Annotated in this window: 15 protein-coding genes; 6 read left to right on the forward strand and 9 right to left on the reverse strand. The window is 62.8% G+C overall.

The window, feature by feature from the left end; all coding sequences use genetic code 11:
* Positions 1-46 precede the first annotated feature (46 nt).
* The 5 genes from BJQ17_RS10170 to BJQ17_RS10190 all read right to left on the reverse strand — a co-directional run bounded on the left by BJQ17_RS10170 (position 47) and on the right by BJQ17_RS10190 (position 7,959).
* Complete coding sequence (locus BJQ17_RS10170) at positions 47-1,162, reverse strand: succinylglutamate desuccinylase/aspartoacylase family protein (RefSeq protein WP_004576221.1); 1,116 nt, start codon at positions 1,160-1,162, stop codon at positions 47-49.
* 113 nt (positions 1,163-1,275) lie between these two features.
* Entirely contained in the window at positions 1,276-2,934 is a 1,659-nt protein-coding gene (locus BJQ17_RS10175) for an ATP-dependent DNA ligase (RefSeq protein ID WP_070095981.1), read from the reverse strand.
* Positions 2,931-3,947 carry a ligase-associated DNA damage response exonuclease gene (locus BJQ17_RS10180; protein ID WP_012051409.1) on the reverse strand — a complete coding sequence of 339 codons (1,017 nt, stop codon included), beginning with the start codon at positions 3,945-3,947 and terminating at the stop codon, positions 2,931-2,933. Before BJQ17_RS10180 ends, BJQ17_RS10175 begins: the two co-directional genes overlap by 4 nt.
* A gap of 126 nt (positions 3,948-4,073) precedes the next feature.
* Complete coding sequence (locus BJQ17_RS10185; protein WP_070095982.1) at positions 4,074-6,515, reverse strand: penicillin acylase family protein; 2,442 nt, start codon at positions 6,513-6,515, stop codon at positions 4,074-4,076.
* A gap of 103 nt (positions 6,516-6,618) precedes the next feature.
* Positions 6,619-7,959, reverse strand: a complete 1,341-nt coding sequence (locus BJQ17_RS10190; RefSeq protein WP_070095983.1) for a PLP-dependent aminotransferase family protein — start codon at positions 7,957-7,959, stop codon at positions 6,619-6,621.
* Between the two features lie 172 nt (positions 7,960-8,131).
* On the opposite strand from BJQ17_RS10190, the gene BJQ17_RS10195 reads away from it, so the two are divergent.
* Genes BJQ17_RS10195 through BJQ17_RS10210 form a run of 4 tightly spaced genes read left to right on the forward strand, consistent with a single transcriptional unit; the run spans position 8,132 to position 11,737 of the window.
* A complete protein-coding gene (locus BJQ17_RS10195) occupies positions 8,132-8,845 on the forward strand; it encodes a serine O-acetyltransferase (RefSeq protein WP_003254905.1) in 714 nt (237 codons plus the stop codon).
* On the forward strand, positions 8,842-9,630 hold the full coding sequence (locus BJQ17_RS10200; protein WP_004576216.1) for an alanyl-tRNA editing protein: 789 nt from the start codon (positions 8,842-8,844) through the stop codon (positions 9,628-9,630). Before BJQ17_RS10195 ends, BJQ17_RS10200 begins: the two co-directional genes overlap by 4 nt.
* The gene (locus BJQ17_RS10205) at positions 9,627-10,838 is read left to right on the forward strand and encodes an MFS transporter (RefSeq protein ID WP_019750615.1); all 1,212 of its coding nucleotides are present in this window, start codon (positions 9,627-9,629) and stop codon (positions 10,836-10,838) included. Before BJQ17_RS10200 ends, BJQ17_RS10205 begins: the two co-directional genes overlap by 4 nt.
* Entirely contained in the window at positions 10,835-11,737 is a 903-nt protein-coding gene (locus tag BJQ17_RS10210) for a pyridoxal-phosphate dependent enzyme (RefSeq protein ID WP_070095984.1), read from the forward strand. The genes BJQ17_RS10205 and BJQ17_RS10210 overlap by 4 nt, the downstream gene beginning before the upstream one ends.
* Before the next feature lie 167 nt (positions 11,738-11,904).
* Here BJQ17_RS10210 and BJQ17_RS10215 read toward each other — a convergent pair whose 3' ends face one another.
* The 4 genes from BJQ17_RS10215 to BJQ17_RS10230 are packed head-to-tail and all read right to left on the reverse strand — an operon-like array spanning position 11,905 to position 13,559.
* The gene (locus BJQ17_RS10215) at positions 11,905-12,102 is read right to left on the reverse strand and encodes an SEC-C metal-binding domain-containing protein (RefSeq protein ID WP_003254900.1); all 198 of its coding nucleotides are present in this window, start codon (positions 12,100-12,102) and stop codon (positions 11,905-11,907) included.
* A gap of 7 nt (positions 12,103-12,109) precedes the next feature.
* Positions 12,110-12,583, reverse strand: a complete 474-nt coding sequence (locus tag BJQ17_RS10220) for an LEA type 2 family protein (protein WP_003254899.1) — start codon at positions 12,581-12,583, stop codon at positions 12,110-12,112.
* Between the two features lie 2 nt (positions 12,584-12,585).
* Positions 12,586-13,062, reverse strand: coding sequence for a YchJ family protein (locus BJQ17_RS10225; protein WP_004576212.1), 477 nt, complete (start codon positions 13,060-13,062; stop codon positions 12,586-12,588).
* 2 nt (positions 13,063-13,064) lie between these two features.
* Entirely contained in the window at positions 13,065-13,559 is a 495-nt protein-coding gene (locus BJQ17_RS10230; RefSeq protein WP_004576211.1) for a DUF6231 family protein, read from the reverse strand.
* Positions 13,560-13,718: 159 nt separating this feature from the next.
* On the opposite strand from BJQ17_RS10230, the gene BJQ17_RS10235 reads away from it, so the two are divergent.
* Together BJQ17_RS10235 and BJQ17_RS10240 are read left to right on the forward strand one after the other, a co-directional pair.
* On the forward strand, positions 13,719-14,411 hold the full coding sequence (locus BJQ17_RS10235) for an OmpA family protein (RefSeq protein WP_003254894.1): 693 nt from the start codon (positions 13,719-13,721) through the stop codon (positions 14,409-14,411).
* Between the two features lie 89 nt (positions 14,412-14,500).
* Positions 14,501-15,220: an OmpA family protein gene (locus BJQ17_RS10240; RefSeq protein WP_070095985.1), complete on the forward strand. Its 720-nt coding sequence runs from the start codon at positions 14,501-14,503 to the stop codon at positions 15,218-15,220.
* Positions 15,221-15,280: the final 60 nt, after the last annotated feature.

Here is a 15,280-nt window from a genome sequence, read left to right on the forward strand (position 1 = left end):
GCTGTGCTTCTACAGACCACTTGCCGGCTGCAATGGTTTTACCGGATCAATTGGCCAACAGGTAGCCGCTGCGGCATACCTGTTCGCCGGCCACATGGGCGATGACCATGCCAGCCGTGGCCATGCGCCGTACGCTACGCGCATACAGCAGGCCTGGCTGGCGGTTGCGCAGGGCGGTGACTCGGTCACTGAGCGGGTCGATGACTTCGGCAATCAGTTGGCCGGCCTCCAGGTGCTGGCCCGGTTTGGCGTGGTAAACCAGCAACCCACCCAGTGGCGTTGCCACGGGTTCCACCGCGGCCAACGGCGTGGCGTGGCGTAACAGCGCGGGCAGAGCGGCGCTGGTGCCTTCGATGACACCCGCATGGGTCAGGAAGTCAAGGATCGCCTGGCAGTCCTTGCTGGCCAGATCATGGCTGACATCCGCCTGGCCACGCAGCTCGACGGTGACCGAGCAGCAGCCCAGCGGAATCGGGAAGCGTTTGCCGAAACGTTGCTGCAATTGCCACCAGACCAGGCTGAAACATTCATCGAACGACTGCCCGCCCGAGTCCGTTGCCAGCAGGCTGGCCTGGGCGCCCAGGTAACGGGCCAAGGGTTCGATCTGGGGCCAGGCATCGGGTGTGGTGTACAGGTGCTCGACTGCTTCGAAGTCGCAGTGCAGGTCCAGCACCATATCGGCATCGCAGGCCAGGCGCTGCAGTATCAGGCGCTGGGCCTGCAGGGGTGTGCGGGCCGGGTGTGCGTCCAGGCCGCGGCGCAGGTATTCGCGGATCAGTGCAAGGTTGTGCGTCGGGTCCTGGGTGAGGTGTTCTTCGATCAGGTCGCCGATGCTGTCCGACAGGTCGACGAAGTTGCGATTGAAGTTCTCGCCGCTTTGCAGTTCAAAACGCCCCAATGGCGCATCCAGCAGCACTTGCTCCAGGCCCACCGGGTTGGCCACCGGCACCAGAATGATCTCGCGCTGCAGTCGGCCTTGCTGTTCCAGCTCGACCAGACGGCGCTTGAGGTGCCAGGCTACCAGCATGCCCGGTAGCTCGTCGGCGTGCAGTGAGGCCTGTATATAGACTTTGCCACCACTGCGAGGGCCGAAGTGGAAACTGTGCAGTTGGCGGGTGATGCCCGGTACGGGGGAGAGCAGGTCATGGGTTGAATGGTGCATGTTGGTCCTGGCTGCGTGGCGAAAACGGTCTGCGACACGGGTCGGCTCAAAAATAGAAGCATAGTTTCAGCGAATGCGCCTCATCCTGCAGCAGTCGGGCATCGCAAACTTTTTCAGGCCAGTAGCGCCTGCAAGGTGGCCAGGTCATCTGCCTCCTCCACCGGCTTGTCCAGCCGCCAGCGCAGCATGCGCGGAAAGCGCACGGCGATACCGCTTTTGTGGCGCCGGGACAGGGCGATGCCTTCGAAGCCCAGCTCGAACACCAACGTTGGGGTCACACTGCGCACCGGCCCGAACGTTTCCACCGTGGTCTTGCGGATGATGGCGTCGACCTTGCGCATTTCTTCGTCACTGAGCCCTGAATAGGCCTTGGCAAAGGGCACCAACGCCCGACCGGGGGTGCCTGCCGGTGCATCCCATACGGCAAAGGTGTAGTCGCTGTACAGACTGGCCCTGCGGCCGTGGCCCCGTTGGGCATAGATCAGCACCGCATCGACGCTGAACGGGTCGATCTTCCACTTCCACCAAATGCCCATGTCCTTGGTGCGCCCCACGCCGTACAGGGCCTCGCGCTGCTTCAGCATCAGCCCTTCCACGCCCAGGCTGCGTGACTGTTCGCGCTGGCGGGCAAGGTCGGCCCAGTCCGGGCCTTGCAGCAAAGGCGACAACAGCACGGGGGCAAGTGGGTGTTCATCCACCAGGCGTTCCAGCTGGCTTCGGCGTTCGTGCTGCGGTCGGCTGCGCCAGTCATCGCCCTGCCACTCCAACAGGTCGTAGGCCTGCAACACCACGGGCGCATCGTTCAGCAGCTTTTTGCCCAACGTTTTGCGACCGATGCGCTGTTGCAGCAAGGCGAAAGGCTGCACGGCCAGTTCCGTCTCGGTTTCACCGGGTTTGCAGACCAGGATCTCGCCATCGAGCACCACGCCATCGGGCAACGTCTGTGCCAGGCCATGCAGTTCGGGGAAACGCTCGGTAACCAGTTCTTCGCCGCGTGACCACACCCACAGCTGGCCATCGCGCTTCACCACTTGCGCCCGAATGCCGTCCCACTTCCATTCGATTTGCCAATCGCTTGGTGGTCCGAGCAGGGTATCGAATTGATCGCTGGACACTTGCAGCGGATGGGCCAGGAAGAAGGGGTAGGGCTGGCCGCCACGCTGGTTGTGTTCATCGGCGGACTCTGGGGCGATCAGCCTCTGGTAACTGGCTGCAGTCGGGCGATGGCCTATATCGGTGTAGCCGACCAGGCGCTGGGCCACGCGTTTGGCGTCCAGCCCGGCCAGTTGCGCCAGGGCGCGGGTGACCAACAGCTTTGACACGCCCACGCGAAAGCTGCCAGTGATCAGTTTCAGGCATAGCATCAGGCTGGCGCGGTCCAACCGGGCCCAGAGCGGCGGCAGGCGCTGGCGGACTTGCTCAGGCGGCAGCCCGCGCAGGGGCAGCAAGTGCTGTTCCACCCAGGTGGCCAGGCCTTCCTCGTTGCCATCGGCGTGCAGCGGCAGCAGCAGCGAAATGGTCTCGGCCAGGTCGCCCACGGCCTGATAGCTTTCTTCGAAAAGCCAGTCGGGCAGGCCAGCCAGTGCCGTTGCCAGTTCGCGTAGAAGGCGGGTGGGCACCAGTTGGCGTGGGCGCCCGCCGGCCAGGAAATACACCGCCCAGGCAGCATCGTCGGCGGGCGCCATGTCAAAGTAGTCGCGCAGTGCCTCGAGCTTGGCATTGCTGGAGGTGGTCGCGTCCAGGCGCAGGAACAGCGTAGCGAAGGCTTTCATGGCGAGGGGGCGGTGTTGGGCACATCGTCTTCGTCGCCATACTCGGTGACAAAGGCGCGGGCATCCAGGCCTTGTTCGGTGAGGTAGCGCACCAGTACCTCGACCGAGCCGTGAGTGACCATCACCCGTTGGGCACCGGTCTGGCCAATGGCCCAGAGCAGGCCGGGCCAGTCGGCGTGGTCGGACAGCACAAAGCCCCGGTCCACGCCGCGCCGTCGGCGGGCGCCGCGTAGCAGCATCCAGCCGCTGGCGAAGGCATCACTGTAATCGCCAAAACGGCGCATCCAGCTACTTCCGCCGGCTGATGGGGGCGCCAGGACCAGTGCCTGGCGCAGCAGAGGATCGTTGCGCGGTATATCGCCTGCGTAGCGGGTTTCCGGCAGGCGGATACCGGCATCCCGATACACCCGGTTGAGCGGCTCCATGGCGCCATGCACGAGGATCGGGCCGATGCTGGCATCCAGCCCATGCAGAATCCGCTGGGCCTTTCCGAAGGCATAGCAGAACAGCACGCTGGCCTTGCCCTGTTCACGGTTGGCCCGCCACCAGGCATTGATGCTGGCGAAGATCTCACTTTGGCTTGGCCAGCGGTAGATCGGCAGGCCGAAGGTCGACTCGGTGATGAAGGTGTGGCACGCCACCGGTTCGAAGGGCGTACAGGTGCCATCGGGTTCTACCTTGTAGTCACCGGATGCAACCCAGACTTCACCTCGATACTCCAGGCGCACCTGTGCCGAACCCAGCACGTGCCCGGCCGGGTGCAGGCTCAACGTCACGCCTTGGTGCAGCAGGCGCTCACCGTAGGGCAGGGTCTGCAAATGGATGTCCTGGCCCAGGCGGCTGCGCAGAATGCCGGCACCGGGGCTGGCGGTCAGATAATGGCCATTGCCGCTGCGTGCGTGGTCGCCGTGGCCGTGGGTAATGACAGCCCGGTCCACGGGCCGCCAGGGGTCGATGTAGAAATCTCCGGGCGGGCAGTACAGGCCTTCGGGGCGGGCGATGACAAGGTCCATGGCACGGGCACTGGTTCTGGGGTTACCCGTTAAGAGGCATGGTGCCAGACGTTAGTTCGGATGGATTTGGGAGGGCGCTGCTGAAAAACTTCATCAAGCCCCCTCATGCACCCCTGAAGAATGCCGTTACCGCCCCGGTACCAATGTAAGCCGCTGGTTGCCATACGCCCTGCCGAAGTTCTGCTGTTGCAGTGGCAGGCTCATGAAGCGCCCTTTGAACCAGGCATCCAGCCCGTCGCGGTAATGCGCGCTGGCCGGGTTGCCGGACTGGCCGCTGCTGGTCAGTATCTGCAACGGTTCGGCCTGGCCGAAGTCGACGATCATCCGTGCCGAGGCTGGCAGATGCGTGTCGAAGTCGCTGCCCCAGGCGAATGGTGTGAGGGCCAGGGTAGTGAAGTCGCCGCCTGCGGCAAGCGGCGCACGGCTGATCGCATCACCCAGGCCATGGTAGGCCGGTGCCGGCCAGCGGTATTGGTGCAGCTGGCCCCACTGCCAGGTGCGTCGGTCGGCACCCAGCTGCGCGATCCCGGCCTCCATTGCGCCCGCCAGGCTGCGGGCGAGGATGGCGGGCTTGTCTTCTTTTTGCGGCGTGTTGCGGTCATCCCAGAAGGGGCTGTCATCGCGGCCCAGCAGATGATCGGCCTGCGCCGAGAACGACAAACGTGCATTGCTGACGAATGCCTGCCACGCCGGGCCGGCCTCCGGGCCCAGGTCATCGAGGAAGGTCTGGCGAGCGACCTCCTGCAAGAACAACTCGTACAGCGCGGCATCGGCCGACACCGGGCTCAGGCGGCCATCGAAGGCCTTGAGCCGGGCCAGCGTGTCGCGGGCCTTGTCGCGCTGCCCGGCGGGGAGGGCGTCGATCGCCTGCTTCAGTGGCTGGGCCATGCCGGGTGCGTCGAACATCTGCTTGAGCTTGTTGGCCAGCAGGGTCACTTGGTCGTTCTGCAGGGCCATCAGGCTGCGACTGTCGTGGCGACCGTTGCCGGCCAGCTGTGCCAGGCGTTCGGCACGTTCGGGGTAGTACCAGGTGCTGGACAGCTGCATGCCATAGCCGCGCGGCAGGCTGCGCTGGTTGGCGTGGCCGATCCAGCCTGCGGGCGGGTCCTGGTCGTACGGGTGCAGCATCGGGTCGGCATAGCCGTCCCAGTCGTAACGCCCGTCCCAGCCCGGCGAGGGCAGCAGGCCCTGGCCTTCGCGGCGATTGGGGTAGCGGCCACTGACTTGCCAGCCGATGTGCTCAGGCTCGGCGAAAACAAAGTTGACGGCAGCAGCCGTCACTTCACGTGTGCTGTCGAAGGCCCGCTCCACGTTCTTGGCCCGCGTCAGGTCGAACAGAGCATCCAGGCTGCGATCACCTTTGAATTGGGGCAGGTTCAGCGCCAGGCCCAGGCTGGCGTTTTCTGGCTGGGCCAGCAGGGTGCCGTGGCGGGTGTCGTACATCACTTCGCGCACGGGTCGCTGGCCACGTACAAAGTAGGTTTCGCTGCGGGCGCGGGCCGGCAGCCATTTACCATCGGCCAGGTAGCTCAGCTGATTGCCTTGGCGGCGCAGCTGCTCGAGGAACAGGTCCTGATTGTCGGCCATGACCGCGCTGCTGCTCCAGGCCAGCTTGCCATTGTAGCCGGCCAGCACAATTGGCAGGCCCGGCAAGGACAGGCCGGCAACCTGGTACTTGCTGGTATTGATTTGTACCGGGCTCAAGGCCCAGGCGGCGCGGCTGTCGCTGGCCAGCAGGCTCTTGCCGCTGCGGCTGCGCTGCGGGCCCTGGGCCAGGTTGGCCGACCCCGGGCTACCGAGCAGGTCGAGGTCGGCGAGCTTCTGGCTGGCAGCTGCCAGGGCTGGCAGCCCCGGCAACTGGCTGGCCAGGTTCAGGCCCTTGAGCTTGTCCACTTCCATTTCGGCCAGCGGCTCGTCCGGGGCCCCGGGCAGCAACCAGGCCAGCTTGTCGCTACCGGCTTTCTGCGCCAGGGTCAGGGCGCTGAGTTCCTCTTGCAGGTTGACCGACTGGCTGAACGCGTACAGGCAGAAGATCAGCGCCGAGTCTTCAGGCTTCCAGTATTCGGGGCGATAGCCACTACTGGCCAGGCCTGCTGGTAGCTTGTCGCGGTAGCGGAACAGGTAGGCGTTGACCCCGCGCGCGTACACTTCGAAGAAGCGCTTGAGCCGTGGCGATGCGTCGGCGTATTGCTGGGCGGCACTTTGCTTGAGGTTGGCGGCGCGCATGAGGCGGTCGATATCCAGCGCCTCGCTGCCGGCCAGTTCGGCCAGGCGGCCTTGGGCGAGCAGGCGCATGGCGACCATCTGTTCGATGCGGTCGCCGGCGTGCACATAGCCCAGGCTGAACAGCGCATCATGGAAGCTGCTGCTTTCGATCAGCGGCGCGCCCATGGCATTGCGCCGTACCGAAACATTCTGTGCCAGGCCTTTGAGCGGCTGCACGCCGCTGGTCGGTGGCACGCTATCCTGGTAGCCGCCCGTCTGGCAGCCGGCCAGCCCGAGCATGCCGAGCAGGGTGGCAGCGGTTGCGAACCGCAGGCGGAAGGGAGGAAAGGCGGGGGCGGCCATGGCAAGGGCTCCTGCAAGGCGAGGCTGGTTTGGAAAGGCGCTAAGGTAGTAAGCGCGCAGGCGCCATGCAAGGTCCCAGGTCGGTTTATTTGATCGCGCCGGGTCAAACCTCGAAGTGCTCGGCCAAGGCGTCGGAAAAATGCGTGCAATTGATGCGCGTGTAGCGTTGGTAGTCACGGCTCACCGCGAATGCAGAGCCCGGCATCAGCAGGATCTTGTGTTGCTCCAGTTTACGCATGAAAGGTTGCAGGTCGGGCAGGTCCGGGTGGTAGACCCAAAGGAACATACCCCCTTGCGGCGCTATATCGAACTGCCAGCCGCGCTCGAGCAGCAAGCGTTGGGTTTGCACTTGCTGGCGGATCAGGCGCTGCTGCACGTCTTTCATGTGCCGGGCATACGTGCCATCCGACAATATGGTGTTGACGAAGCGTTCGCAAAACGCAGGGACGGCGACGCAGGTCAGCAGTTTAAGGCGTGTGAGCGGTTCGATCAGGTCTTGCGAGCAGGCAATGAACCCCACGCGCAGCGAGGCCGACAGGCATTTGGAGAAGCTGCCGATGTAGATAACCCGGTCAAGGTTGTCCAGCTCGGCAAAGGTCTGGCGCACAGCAGGGCTGAAGTCCCCATAGACATCGTCCTCGACCACGAAGAACTCGTGCTCCACCGCCAGGCGCAGGACGCTGAAGGCGTTGTGCGGGCTGATGTTGCTGCCGGTCGGGTTGTGGAAGGTGCTGTTGCAGAAAAACGCCTTGACCTTGTGCCTGGCCAGGTGGCTTCTCATTTCTTCCACATCTGGCCCGTCCTGGGTCCGCCGAATGCCGACGACGTGCCCGCCAGCCAGTTGGATCAGCTTGATCAGGTTGCCGTTGCCCGGCTCGTCGACGAAAACGTGGTCGCCCGGTTTGATCAGAAACCGTGCAACCAGGTCCAGGCCTTGCGTGGCACCCAGTGTGGTCAGCAACTGGTTGGGCCGGGCTTCGACACGGGTCAGCCGTTTCATGTGCACGCACAGCTGTTTGCGCATGGGCAGGTACCCCTGGATGTCGCCGTACTCTGCCAGCGAGCTTTGCTCCAGCCGCGCCGTGCGACGAATTGCCTTGGCCAGCAGTTCGGTGTCGCGCCACGCGGGGGGCAGCCAGCCGCTGCCCAGCTTGGTGAAGTGCTGGCCGCCCTGCAGCAGCCGGAACAGGGGGTCGCCGGCCATGCATTCGGGTTCGTGGATCACGCTGGTCTGCCTGGCGCGGTTTGCCACGAAGTAGCCTCGCCCAGGTGATGCCGTCAATACCCCTTCGCTGACCAGCTGGGCATAGGCCGACACGACGTCGTGGTAACTGAAGTCCACTGCAGCGGTCAGCTTGCGGATGGAGGGCATGCGTTGCCCGGGCAACCACTCGCCTGCATCCAGGCGTTGTTTCAAAAGGTGATGAAGGCTGCAGGGGATCATGGCAGGTCCGAAACCGTTAGAAAAAAAAGCCTAACAGTTAACGGAAATGCTTGTCGACTGTTCGTTTGCAAATGGCCAGCACATGCCAATATCCCCGTGTCGGAACTTTCGGCTGCCAACAAAGGCGGCACTTTTAGCGTCTGTGCAGACCAGACAACTGGATATCAAGCCCATGCACCCTATGGACATGCAATCAGCCGTCATTGCCAGGCTTCCTGTCCCTGACGAACTGGAGTCATTCAAAGTTGTAAAGAATCTTGTGACCTCGGCGTTATTGGAGTGTTGTTCAATCGTCGAGTTCGAAGCACTGAAAGAAACACCGGTCATTGAACGTGTGACTGAACAGGCACATGCCGATTTACAGGCATTTGCCATGAAAGATCCGGCTGCCGGCCGCGACCTGGTCTTCATTGCAAAAACCTACACCTCTTATTCTGCGGTTTTGCATTATCGGCTGGCCCATTGGATCTACAACAATAGCGCCGCGACCTACGGCGCCGGCGGTCAATGCCTGGCCGCCATGATCTCCAGGCGCGGAAAAATGCTTTCGGGGGCGGAGATCCATTTCCGCAGCCGCATTGGTGCGCGCTTCATCATCGATCACGGCATGGGCACCGTCATTGGTGAAACGTCGACCATTGGTGACGATTGCTACGTGCTTGGCGGCGTAACCCTGGGCGCCCGCGGTATCAGTGACAACCCCTCGAGCCCCAGGCACCCGACGTTGGGTAACCGGGTGCAGATCGGCGCTTTCGCCAGTGTGCTGGGCGCAATTCATGTCGGTGACGGTGCGTTTATCGGGCCGGGCTGCATTGTGACCAAAGACGTCCCGGCCGCTGCCCGGGTACAGGTTAAAACATCATTGCAGGTGGTATTGGAATCATGAACGCTCTGAACTATGAAGTTTTAAGAAATACCGAAAAACTGTATTACAAAGACCAGTACCTGGCGGGCGCGAATACGCAAGTAGCGCGGGTGCACAGTGACGGCATCGAGTTGCTGAGTACGGTGGCCTATCCAGAAGGGGGGGGCCAGGAAGCGGACTTCGGCACCATTGAATTACCGGTGGGTACCGTGCGATTCGTCTGGGTTAAAAAACTCTACGGTAGCCCTATTCGCCTGGACGGTTTCAAAGGCGGAAAACTGGGCGGCATTATTATTCACAGCCTGCACCCGGATGATTTACACCTGTTGGATGAAGTCACCGTGGGCATGCCGGCCCGCGTCACTATCGATATTGAACGGCGCGAACGGCTGACGTTGTCTCACAGTGCCAGCCACTTCCTGTATGCCGCCGCCATCGGGCTGCGTGAAGAACTGAAGCAATGGACGATCGGCTGCCATATCAAGGAGGACACGGCCCGTTTCGACTTCCTGGTCGAGGACGCTTTCACGGCTGAAGACGTACTTGAAATAGAACGACGGGCGAATGAACTGATTGGCTGCGATGCGCCGATCGAGCACTACGCGGTTCAAGGCCTGGAAGACGCGCGTTTGTGGACCTACGACGGCATCGAAATCCCGTGCGGTGGTACGCACCTCGATTCGCCTCGGCGCATCGGGCGCCTTAGCGTCAAGCGCAAACGCCTGGGTAAAGGCAAGGAACGGCTGATCTGCGTGTTCCCCGAGGCCGAAATCGACTTGTCCACTTATCACGAGCACGCACTATGAACAGCACGTTACCGCGGCGCACGTACCTGTACTTCACCGCACAGTCGATCAACCTGACGACTGCCGTGATGTCGGTGACGATGGCCGCCATTGTCGGGGCTGCGCTGGCGCCTGATGCCGCATGGTCCACGGTGCCGTACGGGTTCCAGTTTCTGTGCCTGATGTTGGCAACTTATCCGGTCTCCAGGCTGATGAGCCGCATCGGCCGTAAAAAGGCGTTCATGCTGGGCGCGATTCCCCTGGCGCTGTCTGGCGTCAGCGGCTTTCTGGCGGTGGAGCACCAGCATTTTCCAACGCTGGTCCTCAGCCACTCTGCATTGGGTGTGTACATCGCGTTCGCCAACTTCAACCGGTTCGCGGCAACCGACAATCTTTCCCAGGCCTTGAAGCCCAAGGCACTTTCGCTGGTCGTGGCGGGCGGGGTCATCGCGGCTGTCGTCGGGCCGACGCTTACCGAGTGGCTGCGTGACGTGGGTGGTTACCCGCTGTTTTCGCTGTGTTATGCCGCGTTTGTCGGCCTGGCGTTGCTTTCATTGTTGATTGCGCTGTGCCTGCCCAACGATGCCGGTATGGCCAGCGCGGTCAACAGCGCAGCAAAGCCGGCCAGTGTCCGTGCCGAGCCGGCAGGCCCGAGCGTGGTTGTGGCAATGGCTGTCGCTGCGTTGGGCTACGGGATCATGAACCTGCTGATGATCCAGGCCTCGATGCACATGAAACACATGCACGAGGACTTCACTGACGTCCGCCTGGCGATCCAGTGGCATGTGATTGCCATGTTTGCCCCGTCGTTCTTCACCGGCGCCATCATCCAGCGGCTGGGTATCAAGACCACCATTTGCGCGGGCCTGGCCCTGTTGATCGGTTGCTCGGCGATGAATATCTGGTCGCACAGCTACGCCATGATGACCCTGGCACTGATTGCCCTCGGGCTGGGCTGGAACCTCACTTACGTAGGCGGAGGTGCCTTGCTGGCCCAGTCACTGCAGAACAGCCCGGCAGCGATGCAGATGCAGGGCAAGAACGACCTGGCGATTGCCATTTTTGCCACCCTCGGCGCATTCAGCCCCTCGTTGTTGCTGAGCTCGGTTGGCTGGGACGGTACCAACGCCATCTGCATGGTCCTCTGCCTGGGGCTGCTGGTTGCCACCGCCAGCCTGCTGCAGAACAAGGCCTGCCTGCAAACGTCAATGGAAGGTAGCCGCAAATGAGCGAGCTCATCAGGGTCAGCGATCGTATCTACACCAAGCTGGAAATGAACAACCCGGGCGGTAGCCACAAATACCGGGCGGCGCGGCGGATCATCGAACATGCCGTGCGCAAGGGTGACATCATTCCCGGAGTGACGAACGTCATCGAAAAAACCGGTGGCAGCTTCGGCTTTGGCTTGCTGGCGGCCTGCCACAAGTACCAGGTCGCCGTAGAGCTTGCGGTCGGGCTGAGTTTCAGCCAGACGAAGCGGGATCTGCTGGAGTGTTTCGGTGCTCGGCTGATCGGCAAGGAAATGCTGATGGCCGGTGCCACGCCCAAGGACGTGGTGATGCATCACCTGGATAACCAGGCCGCGTTGGGCAAGTCATACTTCTACACCGACCAGTTCAACAACCCGGTGGGCATCGAGGCCCATCGTTATCAGACCGCCAGTGAACTGGCCCTGCAACTGACCAACGCCGGGGCAGGGCGGCAGATCCTGTTCGTGGGCTGTGCGGGTACTGGCGCCAGTTTCACGGGTATCACTCTGGGGCTGAAAGACCATGGCTTCGACGTGTCGACGGTGCTGGTCGACCCCAATGGCTGTGATTCGAGGGCTGGCGTGTTCGCCGATCATCGTTTTGAAGGCATGGCCGTGGGCGTTTGCCCGCCGTTCATGGACTGGTCGCTGGTGGACGAGCGGGCTCAGGTGCAACATGCAGAAATGCTCGCCGCACAGCGCTGGTTCTACATGCAGAGTGGCATTTTTGTCGGTAATACAGCCGCTGCCTGCCTGGCGGTTGCCCAGCGCATGGCCCAGCACCCGCGGTATGTCGAGACCACCCTGGTGACCATCGCCTATGATGCCGGCCTTTGGTACCAGGATCTGCTGGGGGCTAACCGGCGAAAGGCCGCGTAGCCTCCTGTGTCAGGCTCATGATCCAGAGGCTGGCACGCTACCTGGGGAGCGGGCAAGCACGCGAAGCATGCGACGCGGTGTATGGCACGGGCTTCGCCCGTGTTCGCGGGCGCGCCCGCTCCCACAGTGATCGCGCAATCGATCAGATGTTGAATCGCGTCAGTCGATCAGGCGCCGTGGCACTTCTTGTACTTCTTTTCGCTACCGCACGGGCACGGGTCGTTACGGCCAACGTCCTTCAGGGCGTTGCGCACCGGCTCCTGGTGGCCGTGGTTGCAGTGCGGGCCGTGTACATGGCCGTGGTCGTGGTGGTGATCATGGTCATGGTTGCAGTCAGGGCCATGAACGTGGGGTTGTTGGGACATTGCAGGGTTACTCCGGTATGTGATCGCCGGGGATTATCTCACCACTGCGCGAGATGTGCAGGTCCTGATGGATGAGCAATCCGGTCGCCAGTTCGCCCTGCAGGGTGTAATGCAGCGGCTGCTTGCTTCTGAGCAGCTTGGCCAGTGGCTTCAGGTGCTGCCACAGGTTGGTTCGTGCGGTGATCTTGAAAGTGCGCCCTGCATGCCCGCCCACGCTGCGCCATATGCTGGCTTCATCCTGCACCAGTAGCAGGTCATTGAGGCGTATTGCATACGACACGTTACGAATGAACAGGCGGCTGTCATTGGGGTTGTCGACCCGCAGGTGCAACACGAACTCCTGTTCCAGCAACCTGGCCTTGACCGTTTCGACCTCGACCAGATGCACTTCGGGTTCGCGCCAGTCCTCACCCCAACTGGCACAGCCCGTCAGCCATGCCAGTAGCGCACCGAGCAGTAGCAGACGGGTGCGCTTGATCATGTTCAGTTCCCTACGTAGCTGGCGCAGCATTTCTTGAATTTGTGCCCGCTGGCGCAGGGGCAGGGGTCGTTGCGCCCGGCCTTCAACCCGACCGTTGGGTCGATGAAGTACCAGCGGCCGGCATGCTGGACGAACGCCGAGCGTTCGCGGTGCTGATGATCGCCGTCTTGGTCGTGCCAGCGTGCGGTGAAGGTGACGAAGCTGTGCTCGGGTTGGCCGCCCAGCACTTCTGCGCTTACCACCTCCAGGCCCAGCCAGGTGCTCTGTGCACTCCAGTCGGCCATGGCAGCACGGTCCAGGCCGGCTTGCTGGGCCGGTAGGGTGGTGGCTACCAGGTAGTCGACCAGGCCCAGCACGTAGGCACTGTAGCGTGAGCGCATCAGGGCCTGGGCATCCGGTGCCGGCGTACCGGCATGGTAATGCCCGCAGCAGGCGTCAAGCAGGTTGCCACTGCCACAAGGGCAGACCGAGACACTCATCATCACCACCAGTACTTGCCGAAGTTTTCAGGGTTGGCCCAGAACCTGGCATTGAGCCAGTCCGGGACCTGCTTATAGTCATGTAGATCATAGGTGAACAGGTTCAAAACCTGTTGCTCACGGCAGAATTTCTCGCTGGCCGACATGGCCAGGGCGAAAAAGTCGGTGTCCTGCCAGCCGCAGGCAGCCAGGTCGGCCAGCACTGCAACCCGGCTGGCATTGAGGTTGCGAATGCCGCCGAGCAGCTCCAGGCCGGTGCGCTTGGGCAAGTGCTCCAGGCAGTCCACCAGTACCGCCAGGTCAAAGCGCTTGGCGGCCAGTTCAGCCGGCAGCGGCCCGGGGGCGGCGGTGTCGATGGTTACCTGGGGGTGTGCCTGGGCGAAAGCGTCCAGCGCTGGGAAGCGCGTACCCACCAGCAGCAGCCGTTGTGGAGTGAAGCGCTCGAGCAGGGCTGCCAGGGCCTGTTGCGGGGTGCGTTTGGAGAAACCTTCGGTCATTGCCATTCCTCGTTCAAGTCATCCAAGACTAGCGGGCTGCGGCGTGCGGGCAAAGGGGCATGTGACCGTGTCGTAGCTTATTGCTGGCAGGGTTGGAATGCGCGGTCTTTACTCCCAGAGATCGGCCTTATGCCGATTCCCCCTAGGAGAAGCAATGAAATGAGCATAGTACGCACAGCGATACCCCTGGTACTGCTCACCAGTGTGTTGACTGGTTGTGCAGGTTTGCAAAAAACCGACTGGCCGAAATGTGCCGCCGTCGGGGGTGTAGGCGGCGCCGCCCTGGGCGCCATCGAAAGTTCCAGCTGGGCTGGCTGGGGTGCGTTGCTGGGCGGTGGCCTGGCGGCGGGCTATTGCTGGGCCCATGGCGATGGCGACGAGGATGGCGACGGCGTGCCCGACAGCCGTGACAAGTGCCCTGGCACCCCGCGTGGTGTGCAGGTCGATGCCAACGGATGCCCGCCTGAGCCGGTTGCGGTGGTCGAAGAAGTGGTGGTGCAGAAGGAAGAAGTCATTGTCATCCGCGATGTGCACTTCGAGTTCGATTCTGCGCGCCTGACGGCCAGTGACAAAGAGCGCCTCAATACCATTGCCACGCGCCTGAAACAGGAAGCGCCCTCTGCCCGCCTTAGCGTCAGCGGCCATACCGACAGCGTCGGTTCCGACAGCTACAACCAGAAACTGTCCGAGCGACGTGCCCATTCGGTGACCGATTACCTGGTCGAGAGCGGTGTACCGCGCAGCAGCTTCGTTTCGGTGGTCGGCGCGGGTGAAACCCAGCCGGTGGCAGACAACGCCACGGCCGAAGGGCGTGCCATGAACCGTCGTACCGAGATCAAGATCCAGCGGTAAGACGGCGGGCGCCCGTGCCTCGAGCAGTGGCACGGGCGCGTCTTCATGCCGGCCAGCCGTTTGTGGCCAATGACACAGGAGCATTCAGCATGAGTGTGACGTCGAAGGCGGCATTGCCGCTGTTGGTGGCTGCCAGCCTGCTCGCGGGCTGCGCTACGCACAGCGATGGCAGCGCGCCCCTCAATCAAAGGACCTGGCCCATCTGTAGCCTGCTGGGCGGCTTGGTCGGTGGTGGCCTTGGTGCCATCGAGAGTTCTTCCTGGGCTGCCGGTGGCGGCGCCTTGGGTGCCATCGCCGGCGGGCTGATTTGTTACGCCCAGGACGGTGACGAAGATGGTGACGGCATTTTCGACCGGCGCGATCACTGCCCCGAGACCCCTGCCAACACGGCGGTCGACCACATGGGTTGCCCACTGAAGCAGTACCCGGCCGCGCCACCTGCCAGTGCACCCGAACCCTCGCCAGAGGTGATCACCCTCGATGACAACGGCGCGGTGATGTTCGCCTTCGACTCCGCCGAACTGACGCCGGCGGCCCAGCAACGCCTGCAAGGCCTGGTGGCGAAGCTCAATTCACCGACGGTGGCCAAGGTTCGTGTGATCGGGCACACCGACGGTGTGGGCTCCGACAGCTACAACCAGGCACTTTCCGAACGCCGCGCCAGCAGCGTTGCCGAGTACCTGATCGGCCAGGGCTTGGAGATGGGCAAGGTCACCAGCCAGGGCCGTGGGGAAAGCGAACCGGTTACCGACAACGAAACCGAGGAGGGCCGCGCGCGCAACCGACGGGTGGAGCTGCACCTCAACTGAGTGGTGCTGGTGCCTGTCTTGGCATTGCCGTTAATGTTGTTCGCACGGTTTGCTCGATCA

This window comes from Pseudomonas sp. NBRC 111139, from assembly GCF_001753955.1.
Lineage (GTDB): Bacteria > Pseudomonadota > Gammaproteobacteria > Pseudomonadales > Pseudomonadaceae > Aquipseudomonas > Aquipseudomonas alloputida.

Excerpts from the sequence above, each read along its gene's own strand:
- BJQ17_RS10170 (WP_004576221.1), bottom strand. The coding sequence starts at position 1,162 with ATGCACCATTCAACCCATGACCTGCTCTCCCCCGTACCGGGCATCACC.
- BJQ17_RS10175 (WP_070095981.1), bottom strand. The coding sequence starts at position 2,934 with ATGAAAGCCTTCGCTACGCTGTTCCTGCGCCTGGACGCGACCACCTCC.
- BJQ17_RS10180 (WP_012051409.1), bottom strand. The coding sequence starts at position 3,947 with ATGGACCTTGTCATCGCCCGCCCCGAAGGCCTGTACTGCCCGCCCGGA.
- BJQ17_RS10185 (WP_070095982.1), bottom strand. The coding sequence starts at position 6,515 with ATGGCCGCCCCCGCCTTTCCTCCCTTCCGCCTGCGGTTCGCAACCGCT.
- BJQ17_RS10190 (WP_070095983.1), bottom strand. The coding sequence starts at position 7,959 with ATGATCCCCTGCAGCCTTCATCACCTTTTGAAACAACGCCTGGATGCA.
- BJQ17_RS10195 (WP_003254905.1), top strand. The coding sequence starts at position 8,132 with ATGCACCCTATGGACATGCAATCAGCCGTCATTGCCAGGCTTCCTGTC.
- BJQ17_RS10200 (WP_004576216.1), top strand. The coding sequence starts at position 8,842 with ATGAACGCTCTGAACTATGAAGTTTTAAGAAATACCGAAAAACTGTAT.
- BJQ17_RS10205 (WP_019750615.1), top strand. The coding sequence starts at position 9,627 with ATGAACAGCACGTTACCGCGGCGCACGTACCTGTACTTCACCGCACAG.
- BJQ17_RS10210 (WP_070095984.1), top strand. The coding sequence starts at position 10,835 with ATGAGCGAGCTCATCAGGGTCAGCGATCGTATCTACACCAAGCTGGAA.
- BJQ17_RS10215 (WP_003254900.1), bottom strand. The coding sequence starts at position 12,102 with ATGTCCCAACAACCCCACGTTCATGGCCCTGACTGCAACCATGACCAT.
- BJQ17_RS10220 (WP_003254899.1), bottom strand. The coding sequence starts at position 12,583 with ATGATCAAGCGCACCCGTCTGCTACTGCTCGGTGCGCTACTGGCATGG.
- BJQ17_RS10225 (WP_004576212.1), bottom strand. The coding sequence starts at position 13,062 with ATGAGTGTCTCGGTCTGCCCTTGTGGCAGTGGCAACCTGCTTGACGCC.
- BJQ17_RS10230 (WP_004576211.1), bottom strand. The coding sequence starts at position 13,559 with ATGACCGAAGGTTTCTCCAAACGCACCCCGCAACAGGCCCTGGCAGCC.
- BJQ17_RS10235 (WP_003254894.1), top strand. The coding sequence starts at position 13,719 with ATGAGCATAGTACGCACAGCGATACCCCTGGTACTGCTCACCAGTGTG.
- BJQ17_RS10240 (WP_070095985.1), top strand. The coding sequence starts at position 14,501 with ATGAGTGTGACGTCGAAGGCGGCATTGCCGCTGTTGGTGGCTGCCAGC.